This is a genomic window from Pseudolysinimonas sp. (assembly GCF_051954455.1).
GTDB lineage: Bacteria > Actinomycetota > Actinomycetes > Actinomycetales > Microbacteriaceae > Pseudolysinimonas.
This window is the reverse complement of sequence record NZ_JBQCHS010000001.1, coordinates 87,498-100,611: the sequence shown is the minus strand read 5'-3', so window position 1 is coordinate 100,611 and position 13,114 is coordinate 87,498. Positions and strand designations below refer to the sequence as shown.

Here is a 13,114-nt window from a genome sequence, read left to right as displayed (position 1 = left end):
CAGATTACTGATCGCCGCGCATCCCGCGCGCGAGACGCCCGGGCAGTCGGATCGACGTCGCCACGCCGATGAGCGCGGCGACCCCGATCTCGGCGGCGCTCGTGAGGCCGACAGCGAGGGGATCGGGGCCGACCTGCACGAGCCGCCCCGGGCCCGCGGACCCGGCGGCGGCCCACGCGAGCAGCCCCATCAGCAGCCCGCCGACCACGCCGCCGCCCAGGCCGGTGGCGAGGAGCGCGGGCCAGCGCGAACCCTCCCGGTCGGCGAGCGCCCGGTCGAGGGCGGGGCGGGCGGCCGCGCCGGCGAGAAATCCGGCGACGACGGGCACGATGAGCCCCGCGAAGCCGAACGCCAGGTCGCCGGTCGGGATGGCGCCGAGGAGCGGGATGGCGGGGACGGGGCCGACGGCGGTCCCGAGCGGCGAGACGTGCGAGCCGGCGCCGAGCGCGAAGCCGGAGCCGGTGAACCAGCTCGCCGCCCAGATGACGACGTCCGGGAGCAGCGCGAGCTGCCCGAGGGTCAGCGCCAGGCCACCGACGACGCCCGTGTGGAGCGCCTCGTACAGGCGGATGAGCTGGCCGTAGTGGCCGATCACGAGGAGCGCGACCGTGATCGCGGAGACGCCGAGCAGGAGCGCGACGGCCGCGGCCCCGGTGCGGAGCGCCCCGCCGATCGCGGCACGGACGAGCGCACCGGCCGCGGGCAGGAGCGCAGGGCGCAGGGCGGCGAGGAGCCCGATGCCCGCGCCGACGGCGAGCGTCAGGGTCGGCAGGAGAGCCCCCTGCCAGATCGACGGGCGCGCGTCGACGTGCAGCGCGCTGAGCGTGACGCCGGTCGAGACGACGAACGCGGTCACCACGAGCGCGACCGAACCGAGCAGCACGTGCCCGGTCTCCGCGATCCGGCCGCCCGCGCGCGCGCCGAGCAGCGCGGTCAGCAGCGCGAACCCGAGCAGCGCGATCGTCACCACCACCGGCTGGTCGGCGCCGGCGAGACCGAGCGACGCCGCGGTGGTCGCGTCCAACTGGAAGCGGACGTCGACTCCGTGCCCCAGCAGCCACACGTCGACGGCCGCGCGCCAGAATCCGGCGTACGCCGGCGCAAACCCGAACTGGATCGCCCACAGCAGGGTGAGCGGGACGAGCGGGATCGCGACCCCGATCGCGATCGCGACGATCGCCTCCAGTGCCGAGAACAGCACGGTGAGGCGTCGGGTCACCCCGCGACCCTAACCCGCCCCCGCGAGCGGGTTGAGTAGCCGCGCAGCGGCGTATCGAAACCTCCCCGCACGCGGGTCGAGTAGCCGCGCAGCGGCGTATCGAGACCCCCCGACCGGCTCAGTGGCAGTCGGGATCCGACGCCGGCAGCGTCCCCTGGATCAGGTAGTCGTCGACCGTGTTGTCGACGCACCCGTCGCCCTGGGCGTACACCGTGTGACCCTCGCCGTGATGGGTGAGCAGGAACCCGCTCGAGAGCTGCTTCGCGAGCGACACCGACTGCTGGTACGGCGTCGCGGGGTCGTTCGTCGTGCCGATGACGACGATCGGCGGAGCCCCCGGCGCGTCGAAAACGGTCGGCAGCTTCGCCGGCTTCACCGGCCAGTTGTCGCACGCCGCCTCGAGCACCGCGGTGTCGTCGTAGGCGAAGTACCTGCCGAGCGTCGGCGCGGCCGCGTCGAGCTTCGCCAGGTCGCCGAACACGTCGACCCCGTCGGTCGCGATGTCGGACTCGTCGCACGTCACCGCCGTGTAGATCTCGGTGCTGTTACCCGTGTACGTGCCGTCGGCATTGCGGTTGTTGTACTGGTCGGCCTCGGCGAACACGCGATCGGCGTCGCCTGTCCGCAGCGAGCTGAACATCTTGGTGAGGCTCGGCCAGCTGCTCTCCGAGTACAGGGTCTCGCTGATCGCCGTGCCGAGCGTCGCGGAGTCGAGCGTGCGCCCGTCGGAGCCGGTCAGGTGCTGCGCGTCGACCGTGTCGAGCACGTGGCGCACCTGCGCCATGGCCTGGTCGGGGGTGCCCGAGAACGGGCAGCCGCTCGACGCGAGGCAGTTCGTCAGATACGCCTTCAGGGCGCTGTCGAACCCCGCCATCTGGGTCGCCAGCGCGTCGAGCTGCGGGACGAGCGGGTCGATCGCGCCGTCGAGCACCATCCGCCCGACCTTGGTCGGGAACAGCTGTGCGTACATCGTGCCGAGGTAGGTGCCGTACGAGTAGCCGAGGTAGTGCATCTTGCGGTCGCCGAGGACGGCGCGGATGACGTCCATGTCGCGGGCGACGCTCGCGGCGTCGAGGTGGCCGAGCAGCGGTCCGGTGTTCTTCTCGCAGGCCGCCACCCACTCCTTCTCGCGGGCGTTCAGCTCCGCGGCCCAGCCGGCGGACCCGTAGGGCGCGTCGTAGGTGCCGTAGAGCAGCTGGTCCTGCTTCTTCGGGTCGGTGTAGCAGACGACCGGTGTGGAGCGGCCGACGCCGCGGGGGTCGAATCCGATGACGTCGTACCGGGCGAGCACGGTCGGCGTCACCACGTAGTCGGCCGACTGGGCGACGAAGTCGTAGCCGGAGCCGCCGGGCCCGCCGGGGTTGATGAGGAGCGATCCCAGGCGCTGGCCGCTCGCGCGGTGCCGCGACATGGCGAGCTCGATGGTCGTCCCGGTCGGCTTCGACCAGTCGAGGGGAACCCGGACCGTGGCGGCGTCGAGTCGTTCGCCGATCGCGCGCCAGGTGAGGCTCTGCGTGTAGAAGCGCGTCAGGTCGGCCGGCACCTTCTCGTCGGTGTGAGTCGTCACCTGCGAGGTGGAACCGGGCCTCGGCTGCGGGTGCGGAACGAGGAAGCAGCCGGCGAGGAGGGTCGAGACCGCAGCCGCCGCGGCGGCGAGCGAGACCAGGCGGCGGGCGGACGAGCGGCGCATGCGGTCCACGCTAATGGCGGATCGGGCCGCGGCGGACGGACGGTCCCCCGCGGCCCGAGGCCGGTGCTGCCGACGCTTAGAGCGCGGCGATGATCTCGCGCATCAGGGCGGCGGTCTCCGACGGCGTCTTGCCGACCTTGACCCCGGCGGCCTCGAGGGCCTCCTTCTTGCCCTGCGCGGTGCCGGCGCCCGACGAGACGATCGCGCCCGCGTGGCCCATCGTCTTGCCCTCCGGCGCCGTGAACCCGGCGACGTAGCCGACGACGGGCTTCGTCACGTACTCCTGGATGAACGCGGCCGCGCGCTCCTCGGCGTCGCCGCCGATCTCGCCGATCATGACGATCGCCTTGGTCTCGGGGTCGTCCTGGAACGCCCGGAGCGCGTCGATGTGTGTCGTGCCGATGACCGGGTCGCCACCGATGCCGATGGCGGTCGAGAAGCCGAGATCGCGGAGCTCGTACATCATCTGGTACGTCAGCGTGCCCGACTTCGACACGAGGCCGATCGGCCCGGTGCCGGTGATGTTCGCGGGGGTGATGCCGACGAGCGCCTCACCGGGCGTGATGATGCCGGGGCAGTTCGGGCCGATGATGCGGGTCACGCCGCGCTTGGCCTTGGCGTGGGCCCATGCCTCCGCCGTGTCCTGCACGGGGATGCCCTCGGTGATGACGACGAGGAGCGGGATCTCGGCGTCGATCGCCTCGATCATCGCGTCCTTCGCGAAGGCCGGCGGCACGAACGCGATCGAGACGTCGGCACCCGTCTTCTCCATGGCCTCCTCGACGGTCGCGAAGACCGGGAGGCTGACGGGGTTGCCGTCCTTGTCGGTGTGCTCGACGGTCGTGCCGGCCTTGCGCGCGTTGACGCCGCCGACGACCTGGGTGCCGGCCTTGAGCATGAGGGCGGTGTGCTTGGTGCCCTCGCCGCCGGTGATGCCCTGGACGATGACCTTGGAGTCCTTGGTCAGGTAGATCGACATGGGTTCTTCGGTCCTTACTTCGCAGCGAGCTCGGCGGCCTTGGCGGCGCCGTCGTCCATGGTGGTGGCGAGCGTGACGAGCGGGTTGGCCGCGGCCGCGAGGATCGCGCGCCCCTCCTCGACCTGGTTGCCGTCGAGACGCACCACGAGCGGCTTGGTCGCCGTGTCGCCGAGGATCTCGAGCGCCTTGACGATGCCCTCCGCGACCGCCACGCAGGAGGTGATGCCGCCGAAGACGTTGACGAACACGCTCTTCACCTGCGGGTCGCCGAGGATGACGTCGAGGCCGTTCGCCATGACGGTGGCGGAGGCGCCGCCCCCGATGTCGAGGAAGTTCGCCGGCTTCACGCCGCCGTGCTCCTCGCCCGCGTAGGCGACGACGTCGAGCGTCGACATGACGAGCCCCGCGCCGTTGCCGATGATGCCGATCTCGCCGTCGAGCTTCACGTAGTTGAGGTCGAGCGCCTTGGCCTTCGCCTCGAGCGGGTCGGCCGCGCTCTTGTCGACGAGCTCCTCGTGCTCCGGGTGCCGGAACTCGGCGTTGTCGTCGAGCGACACCTTGCCGTCGAGGGCGACGACGTCGCCGGCGCCGGTCAGCACGAGCGGGTTGACCTCGACGAGCGTCGCGTCCTCGCCCGTGTAGACCTCGTAGAGCTTCACGAAGACCGGGGCGACCTTGTCGACGAGCTCGGCCGGGAACTTCGCGGCGACCGCGATCTCCTTCGCCTTGTCGAGGTCGAGGCCCCGCTCCGGGTCGACCTCGACCCGCGCGAGCGCGTCCGGGCGCTCCTCGGCGAGCTGCTCGATCTCCATGCCGCCCTCGTAGCTCGACAGCGAGAGGTAGGAGCGGTTGGCCCGGTCGAGCAGCACCGAGAAGTAGTACTCCTGCGCGATGTCCGCGCCCGCCGCGATCATCACGCGGTGCACGGTGTGGCCCTTGATGTCCATGCCCAGGATCGCCGCGGCGTGGGCCTCGGCCTCCTCCGGGGTCTTCGCGACCTTGACGCCGCCGGCCTTGCCGCGGCCGCCGACCTTCACCTGCGCCTTCACGACGGTCACGCCGCCGAGCTTCTCGGCCGCGGCGCGCGCCTCGGCGGGAGTGTCAGCCGTGATGCCGGCGAGCACGGGGACCCCGTACTTCTCGAACAGATCACGGGCCTGGTATTCGAAGAGATCCACGCGTGTCTTCCCTGGGCTGGGTGAGGGGTTGTCGTCCGGCCCCGGTCTCTCGACACCGAGATAGTTCGATGTCGAGATAAATCGGGCCGGAGTCGATGGTACTCCGGCACGGCGGGGCCGCTCGCGGGGCGACGGCGGGCACGCAGGAAAGTTCCCGGGTTCTTCGCGCCGGTGACACCCTGGAGAGGTGGACCGCCCACTCGACCGGTACGTGCGCGACGGCGCGATCGTCGCGGGCGGGGCGGCCGCGATCCTGCTGCAGGTCGCCGACCCGGTGGTCGCGCGCGGCGTCGCCGGGCACAGCGCGTTCGCGACCGATCCGATGCGACGGCTGCGGCACACCCTGACGTTCGTCTACGGCGCGCTCGCGGGCGACGCGCGACAGCGCGACCGGGTCGCCGCGCTCACCGACCGGGCGCACGACGGCGTCCCCGGGGCCCGCGACGCGGAGCACCAGCTCTGGGTCGCGGCGACGCTGTACGCCACCGGGCGAGCGGTGCAGGAACGGCTGCGGGGGCCGCTCCCTCCCGGGCTCGACGGCGAGATCCTCGCGGCGAGCGCCATGCTGGGCACCGTCCTGCAGGTGCCGGCCGAGCGCTGGCCGGCGGACCGTGCCGCATTCGACGCGTACTGGCGGGATGCCGTCGCGGCCCTCGAGGTCGGCGACGACGCGCGCGCGATCGCCCGCGACCTCCTACACCCCCGCCGCGCGCCCTGGTGGATGCGCGCCGGGATGCCGCTCGTGCGGGCGGTCACGCCGACGCTGCTGCCGGCTCCCATCGCGGAGGCTTACGGCTTCGCGCTGCGGGACGCGCGGGTGGCGTGGGCCATCCTCCGCGCGCTGACGCGGATCACGCCCTGGCGACTGCGGAGCCTCCCGGCCCGGCACCTCCTCGCGGCGCTCGGATAGCTCGGAGCGCCGCCCGCCGGAGCGCGGTCAGCCGACGGTGCGGTCAACCGACGGTGCGGTTCGCCAGGAAGATGCCCGCGCTGGTCGCCGCGGCACCGATCGCGTCGGCGACCTCCTGGAACGTGCTCGACGCCTTCGCCGCGCCGATCGCTCCGCCGCGCAGCGCGCTGCCGGCCGCGTCCCGTGCGAGACGGGCGACGACGCGGCCCTCGGCGTCGACCGAGAAGCCGATCTGGAACTTCATGTAGAACGACTTGCCGGCGAGCGCGCCGAAGGCGATCGACAGGCCGTTGGAGCCGCGCGCGATGTCGAAATTCCAGGCGTCGCGGGCGGTGGGGGTGAACCCCTGCGACGTCGCCGCGTCGAGCACGACCTTCTTGGCCGCCTCCTGGTCACCGGACAGCACGAACTCGATCATCGATGCCACGGGGACAACTCCTCAGGGGTGGACGTGAGAGAACTTCCCCACAGTAGCCAACGCGCGAGCGGCACGCGGACCGGTCCCCGGGTAGCGCCGCGGACGATGGAGGCCGGGGAGCGTCCTCCGCTCCCCGGCCGGGATCCCACCCGCCTCAGTCGGCGAGGATCCGGTAGAGCTCGCGCCGGAGCTCGTCCATCTTCTCGGCGGCGGCCTTCCGCTGCTCGGGCGTCGCCGAGCGGGGGAACTGCCGGACCGCGTCGAAGAGACGGCCGATCGAGTGCATGAACTCGCGGTCGACCCCGCCGAACCCGGCGGGCTGCTGGGCGAAGACCCCGTCGATCTCGGGCTGGTGCTCGGTCACGTAGGCGCGGCCGTCGTCGGTCAGCTCGTAGTCGCCCTTGCCCGGGCCCGCCGGCTGGGTCACGAGGCCCTCGTCGACGAGCTGCTGCAGCGTCGGGTAGACGGACCCGGGGCTGGGGCGCCAGGCGTGCTCGGTCTTCTCGGCGATCGCCTTGATGAGGCCGTAGCCGCTGGCGGGCGCCTCGTTCAGGAGCGCGAGGATCGCGATCCGGACGTCGCCCTTGCGGGCACGTGGCCCGCCCCAGGCGCGCATGAACTCGTTGCGCATGCCGGGACCGAACATGCCGGGGCCGAACGGGCCGAAGCCCTCCCGGTCCGGGAAGCCGCGGCCCTGGTGGGCGCGGGCGTCGAATCCGTGGGGGAAGTGTCGGTTCTTCATGGTGTCTCCTTCGTCTGTCAAAACCTGTTGTCGATAGTAAGCGATATATCGTTGAAGTGTCAATCGATCGCGGTCCTAGGCTGGGCCGGTGAGATTCGCCGCCCTGCGGGCCCCCTGGTACAAGGGCTATTGGATCGGCGGCTCGCTCATGATGGGCGGCGACAACCTCGAGCACGCCATCACCTACTGGGTGATGTGGCAGACCTTCCACTCGCCCCTGCTCGCCGGGCTGGCGGTGCTGACACACTGGCTGCCGCACCTCTTCTTCTCGATCCCGCTCGGCGCCCTCGCGGACCGGTTCGACTGCCGGCGCCTCGTGCAGCTGTCGGGCCTTCTTTTCATCTCCGCGTCGGTCGGATGGGGCGTGCTGTTCGCGACGCACACCCTGCAGCCGTGGCATTGCGTGATCCTGCTGCTCGTGCACGGCTTCGCGAGCGCCATCTGGAAGGCGCCCGACCAGCTCATGCTCTATGACATGGTGGGGCCGGAGGGGGTGCCGAGCGCCGTGCGGCTGATGGCGACGGGGCTGACGCTCGGCCAGCTCGTCGGGCCGGCGATCGGGGCTCTCCTGCTGACGACCGTCGGGCCGACGGTCGGCATCTTCCTCAACGTGATCATGTACCTGCCGTTCATGATCTACCTCTTCATCACGCCGATGACCGGCCACGTGCGCGACGCCGGGCGCCGGGTCGCGGCGCATTGGAGCGACATCGTGCAGGTGCTGCGCGACGTGCCGAGGTACCCGTCGATCCTGGTCGTGATGATCCTGCAGGGCGGGGTCGCCCTGTTCATCGGGGCGGCGCTCATGCCGCTCCTGCCCGAATTCGGCGGTCTGCTCGGCGTGCCGGACGGCGCCGGGTACGCGGTCCTCATCTCCTCGATGGCGGCCGGGGCGGTCGTCTCCGGCATCACCCTCGAGGCGGTCGGACGGATCCGGGCGAGCGCCCGCGTCGCGATCGGCACCGCGGTCGTGTTCGCGGTCGCGATCCTCGTCTTCGCGCTCTCGCGCAGCTACGCCCTCTCGGTCGTCGCCCTCGTCGTCGCGGGCGCGGGCAACCTCATCACCGCGTCCACCTCGCAGACGATCGTGCAGCTCACCGCACCCGCCGACCGGCGCGGCCGGTTCGTCGGGGCGGCCGGGATGACCTCCAACGGCTTCCAGGCCGGCAGCGGCATCCTCATGGGCGTGCTCGCCGGCGCGATCGGCGTGAGCGCCGCGGTCGCGACCGGCGCGGTCGGGATCCTGCTGGTCGCGGCGGCCCTGTTCGCCGTCGTCATCGTGCGGCGGCGCGCGATCCCGCGACCGGTGACGGCGCCGGTGATCGTCGTCGACGACGCCGCGGACCCGCTGGTCGAATAGCGCCGACGGCGCGTGCCGGGACGTCGCGGCTAGAGCTTCTCGATCGGCGCGATCTTGATGAGCAGCCGCTTGCGCCCCGCGGTGTCGAACTGCACCTCGGCGATCGACTTCGGCCCGGCGCCGGTGACATCGGTGACGCGCCCCTCGCCGAAGTCGGTGTGCCGGATCCGGTCGCCCGGGGCGAGGGTCAGGTCGCCGTTGTCGCGCACGGTCGCGGTGACGGCCGAGGTCCACTCCGTCTTCTTGCGCTCCGGACCGGCGGGCAGCGAGGTGGAGTACGAGAACCTCGGGCGCGATCCCTCCCGGGAGGTCACGGCCCGGGGGCGCATCTGCCCGCGCGAGGTCGCGTCACCGGGCGACTGCCGCCAGTCGATGAGATCCGACGGGATCTCCTGCAGGAACCGCGACGGCATCGCGACGCTCGGCTCCCCGAACAGCGACCGCGTCATCGAGAGGGAGACGTACAGGCGCTTGCGGGCGCGCGTGATGCCGACATAGAAGAGGCGTCGCTCCTCGGCGATGCCGCCGGGCTCGTTCGACGAGATGCGGTGCGGGAGGAGGTCCTCCTCGATGCCGGTGAGGAAGACCGCGTCGTACTCGAGCCCCTTCGCCGTGTGCAGCGTCATGATCGACACGGAACCGTCCTCGTCCTCGATCTCGTCCGCGGCCGCGAAGAGCGCGACGCCGGTGAGGAAGTCGACGAGGTTGCCCTCCGGGGTCTGCCGGCGGAACTCGCGGGTCTGCAGGATGAGCTCGTCGATGTTCTCGGCGCGCGCGTTGTCCTGCGCGTCGGGCGAGGTGCGCAGCCCGGTCAGGAGCCCGGTCCTGTCCATGAGGGTGGTGAGGATGTCGGCGGGCGCGGCCGTCGCCGCCGTTGCGCCCACGTCGTCCAGCAGCTTCGCCAGGTCGAGGATCGCCCCCGTCACCTTGGCGCCGAGGCCGAGCGACGCGGCATCCCGCATCGCGTCGCGGAGCGTCTGCCCGGTGCGCTCGGCATGCGCCTGGAGCGCCGCCTCCGTCGCGGGGCCGATGCCGCGTCGCGGCACGTTCATGACCCGACGGAGGGCGAGGTCGTCGTCGGGATTGGCGATCTGGATCAGGTACGCCATCGCGTCCTTGATCTCGGCGCGCTCGTAGAACTTGGTGCCGCCCGGGATCTGGTACGGGATCGCCGAGCGGATGAAGATCTCCTCGAGCGGCCTGGTCTGCGCGTTGGTGCGCACGAACACGGCGACGTCGTCGTAGGTCTCCCCCGCGCGCTTCAGCGCCTCGATCTCGTCGGCGACGAACTGCGCCTCGTCGTGCGCCGAGTAGCCGGTGTAACCGACGATCCTCTCGCCCGCGCCGCCCGTCGTGAAGAGGTTCTTGGCGACCCGGTCGAAGTTGTTGCCGATGACCGCGTTCGCCGCGTCGAGGATGTTCTGCGTGGAGCGGTAGTTCTGCTCGAGGAGGACCGTCTTCGCGTTCGGGAAGTCGTCCTCGAAGTCGACGATGTTGCGCATGTCGGCGCCGCGGAACGCGTAGATCGACTGATCGGAGTCGCCGACGACCGTGAGCGTCGCGGCCGGGATCCCGCCGTCGGCTCCGACGCGGAGGCGGGTGTCCAGCGGCACGTGCTCGGGCGCGACGGGGCGCACCAGCTCGCGGATGAGCGCGTACTGGGCGGCGTTCGTGTCCTGGTACTCGTCGACCAGCACGTGCCGGAACCGGCGCTGATAGAGGGCCGCCACGTCGGGGAACGCCCGGAACAGATACACCGTCTCGGCGATGAGGTCGTCGAAGTCGAGCGCGTTGGCGCGACGGAGGCCCTGCGTGTAGCGCCGGAACAGCTCGAGGAACGCCGACTCCTTCGGGTCCTCGGTGTTGACCTGGCGCGCGAACTGGTCGATGTCGGTCAGTTCGTTCTTGAGCTTCGAGATGCGGTTCGCGACGCCCGCGACGCTGAACCCGAGGGTGTCGGCATCCAGCTCCTTGAGGATGCGCTTCAGCAGCGCGCGGGAGTCGGCGGTGTCGTAGATCGTGAAGCCCTGCTTGAGCCCCATCACCTCGGCCTGCCGGCGCAGGATGCGCACGCAGGCCGAGTGGAAGGTCGAGATCCACATGCCGTTCGCGTCGTCGCCGACCAGCCCGCGGATCCGCTCCCGCATCTCGGCGGCGGCCTTGTTGGTGAACGTGATCGCGAGGATCTGGCTCGGCCACGCCTCGCGGCTCGCGATGAGGCCGGCGATGCGGCGGGTGAGGACGCTCGTCTTCCCGGATCCCGCCCCCGCGACGATGAGGAGCGCGGGCCCGCGGTAGAGCACCGCCTCCCGCTGCTGCGGATTGAGGCCGGCCAGCAGCTCCTCGTCGAGGGCGACCGCGTCGGGTTGCGCCTGGTCTCCGCCGAGGTCGTCGAGGAGCCAGGTCATGATCCCCGATTCTACGAGCGCGGGCCGACACGGGCCGGGTCCGGGTCCCCTCCGCTGCCCCTCGTGGGACGAATGACGGAGATCGTGGCGCCGTCGCGTGCACGTCCGCCGCATCCCCGGGAGATCGTCGACCGACGAGCGGACGATCTCCGTCATTCGTCCCTCCCCCGACCGCGGGAAGCGGGAGGAGTCCACGGGAACGCCCGGAAGCGCCGCGGGGCCCGCTCGAGCTCGGCACGATCCTCCGATGCAGGATGCGATCGAGGTCATCCGGGAGCTGGGCGGACTCGCGGCGACGCACGAGCTCTACGCGGCCGGCTGGGATCGGCGCTCGCTCGCGGCGGGAGTCCGCCGCCGCGAGCTGGTCCGGGTACGTCAGGGGTGGTTCTGCCAGCCGGGTACGGACCGGGCGCTCCAGCGGTCCGCCCGGGTCGGCGGCCGAGCCACCTGCCGGACGGCGCTCCGCCTCGCCGGCATCTGGACCGGTCCCGATCCGCGGCTGCACGTCGCGGTTCCGGCTCACGCCGTGCGGTTGCGGACCGCGGCGAGCCCGCTGCATCGGCGTCGGGACCGGAAGGACCCGTCGACCGTCGTCCACTGGCAGGACGTCGAGGCCCTCAGCCGTCTGATCGTCGACCCCGTGACCGCGCTGCGGCACCTGATCACGTGCGGACACGCGGAGGAGGTCGCCGCGTCCGCCGACTCCCTGACCCGGCTGCATCCGGCGAGCAGGCCGCTGGTGCGGGAGCTCGCCGCATCGGTGCCGCGGTCGTTCCGCGAGGCGCTCGTCGATGCCGACGGGGTCTGCGAGTCGGGGATCGAGACGCTTGTGTGGCGCCGGCTGCGGGCCGCACGGATCTCCACACGGCGCCAGGTCCGGATCGCCGGCGTCGGCCGGGTCGACTTCGTGCTGGGCCGCCACCTGGTCGTCGAGGTGGACGGGCAGGAGTACCACGTCGATCCCATCGCGTTCGAGGCCGATCGTCGAAGGGACGCCGAGCTGAGCCGGCGGGGCTTCCGCGTCCTGCGCTTCAGCTACCGGCAGGTCGTCGAGCGGATGCCGGAGGTGATCGGTGCGATCCTCGCTGCGGTGGCACGCGGCGACGCCGACGAGTGAACCCCGCATCCGGTCCGGTGGAACGAATGACGGAACCCACGGCTCCTTCGGCACGCGCGCGACCGGATTCACGGTCACGGTGTCGCCGCGGGCCCCGGATCTCCGTCATTCGTCACAGGGTGCGTGCGGCCGCCGGGTCGTCGACCACCGCGCGGCCGAGGTCCGGGTGGTCGACGAAGACGCCGTCGACGCCGGTGGCGACTGCGGCGCCGAAGGCCGCGCGCCAGCCGCCCCAGTCGGCGGGCGAGCCCGGGCCGCGGAATCGCTTCGGGAGGAAGCGGTTCTCGGGGCGGAGGGTCCAGACGTAGGCGAGCATCCCGGCGTCGTGGGCCCGGCGCGGCAGATCCGGGAAGCGGAGGAGACGACGGCCGTCGACGCTGATCCCGTCGACGTCGAGGGTGCGCAGGTCGCCCGCGACCTCCTCGTCGTACGGCACCGCGCCGTCGGCCGCGCGGCCCCGGCCCTCGATCAGATAGACGTACCGCGCGTCGAGCCCGCGATCCCGGAGCCGATGCAGCACGCCGCGCTCGAACGACTCGACGACCAGCCGGGCCGGGTCCCTCCAGCGCGCGAGCTCCGCCGCCACGAGCTCGTCGAGCGGGAGCCCGACCGAGGCGAAATGGGTCGCGTGCTTCACCTCGGCGACGAGGGTCATCGGCCGCCCCGCCGCCTCGAGGATGTCGATCAGGTCGCGCAGGCGCAGCATCGGCTCGACACCGTCGAAGGTCGCCGAGTGCTGACGGAGCTCCGGGATCCGCTCCCGCGCCCGCAGCGTCGCCAGCTCGGCCCAGGCGAAGTCCTCGGTGAACCACCCGGTCAGGCGCTCGCCGTCGATGGTCTTGGTGGTGCGGAGGTGGGCGAACTCGGGATGCGCGGCGACGTCGGTCGTGCCGGAGATCTCGTTCTCGTGCCGGAGGACCAGCTCGCCGTCCTTCGTGGCGACGATGTCGGGCTCGATCGCGTCGGCGCCGAGGGCGATCGCGAGCTCGTAGGCGGCGCGCGTGTGCTCCGGGCGGTAGCCGCTCGCCCCCCGGTGACCGATCACCAGAACGGGGGTCGCGAGGGAGGTCGAGGCCGCCATGGCGCCAGGGTA

At 71.9% G+C, this 13,114-nt stretch carries 11 protein-coding genes; 3 read left to right on the top strand and 8 right to left on the bottom strand.

All coding sequences use genetic code 11. The features are described from left to right. Positions 1-4 precede the first annotated feature (4 nt). From ACTHM3_RS00535 to sucC, 4 genes are all read right to left on the bottom strand, one after another. On the bottom strand, positions 5-1,219 hold the full coding sequence (locus ACTHM3_RS00535) for a cell division protein PerM (RefSeq protein ID WP_440404121.1): 1,215 nt from the start codon (positions 1,217-1,219) through the stop codon (positions 5-7). Positions 1,220-1,337: 118 nt separating this feature from the next. Then, complete coding sequence (locus ACTHM3_RS00530) at positions 1,338-2,909, bottom strand: alpha/beta hydrolase (protein WP_440404120.1); 1,572 nt, start codon at positions 2,907-2,909, stop codon at positions 1,338-1,340. Positions 2,910-2,985: 76 nt separating this feature from the next. Continuing rightward, positions 2,986-3,888, bottom strand: a complete 903-nt coding sequence (sucD, locus tag ACTHM3_RS00525; RefSeq protein ID WP_440404119.1) for a succinate--CoA ligase subunit alpha — start codon at positions 3,886-3,888, stop codon at positions 2,986-2,988. A 14-nt stretch (positions 3,889-3,902) separates the two neighbouring features. After that, positions 3,903-5,066, bottom strand: coding sequence for an ADP-forming succinate--CoA ligase subunit beta (gene sucC, locus ACTHM3_RS00520; protein ID WP_440404118.1), 1,164 nt, complete (start codon positions 5,064-5,066; stop codon positions 3,903-3,905). A 187-nt stretch (positions 5,067-5,253) separates the two neighbouring features. Between sucC and ACTHM3_RS00515 the strand changes: the two genes are divergently transcribed. Further along, the gene (locus ACTHM3_RS00515; RefSeq protein ID WP_440404117.1) at positions 5,254-5,976 is read left to right on the top strand and encodes an oxygenase MpaB family protein; all 723 of its coding nucleotides are present in this window, start codon (positions 5,254-5,256) and stop codon (positions 5,974-5,976) included. A 43-nt stretch (positions 5,977-6,019) separates the two neighbouring features. Here ACTHM3_RS00515 and ACTHM3_RS00510 read toward each other — a convergent pair whose 3' ends face one another. Then, positions 6,020-6,403 (bottom strand): hypothetical protein, encoded by a 384-nt coding sequence (locus ACTHM3_RS00510; RefSeq protein WP_440404116.1) that lies wholly within the window; start codon positions 6,401-6,403, stop codon positions 6,020-6,022. A gap of 145 nt (positions 6,404-6,548) precedes the next feature. Further along, entirely contained in the window at positions 6,549-7,136 is a 588-nt protein-coding gene (locus tag ACTHM3_RS00505; protein ID WP_440404115.1) for a PadR family transcriptional regulator, read from the bottom strand. A gap of 88 nt (positions 7,137-7,224) precedes the next feature. On the opposite strand from ACTHM3_RS00505, the gene ACTHM3_RS00500 reads away from it, so the two are divergent. Continuing rightward, positions 7,225-8,496: an MFS transporter gene (locus tag ACTHM3_RS00500; protein WP_440404114.1), complete on the top strand. Its 1,272-nt coding sequence runs from the start codon at positions 7,225-7,227 to the stop codon at positions 8,494-8,496. A gap of 29 nt (positions 8,497-8,525) precedes the next feature. Here the strand turns inward: ACTHM3_RS00500 and ACTHM3_RS00495 are convergent, their stop codons facing one another. Then, entirely contained in the window at positions 8,526-10,904 is a 2,379-nt protein-coding gene (locus ACTHM3_RS00495; protein WP_440404113.1) for an ATP-dependent helicase, read from the bottom strand. A 247-nt stretch (positions 10,905-11,151) separates the two neighbouring features. On the opposite strand from ACTHM3_RS00495, the gene ACTHM3_RS00490 reads away from it, so the two are divergent. Further along, positions 11,152-12,021, top strand: a complete 870-nt coding sequence (locus ACTHM3_RS00490; protein WP_440404112.1) for an endonuclease domain-containing protein — start codon at positions 11,152-11,154, stop codon at positions 12,019-12,021. Positions 12,022-12,133: 112 nt separating this feature from the next. Here the strand turns inward: ACTHM3_RS00490 and ACTHM3_RS00485 are convergent, their stop codons facing one another. Continuing rightward, a complete protein-coding gene (locus tag ACTHM3_RS00485) occupies positions 12,134-13,102 on the bottom strand; it encodes a glycerophosphodiester phosphodiesterase family protein (protein WP_440404111.1) in 969 nt (322 codons plus the stop codon). Between the last annotated feature and the right edge of the window lie 12 nt (positions 13,103-13,114).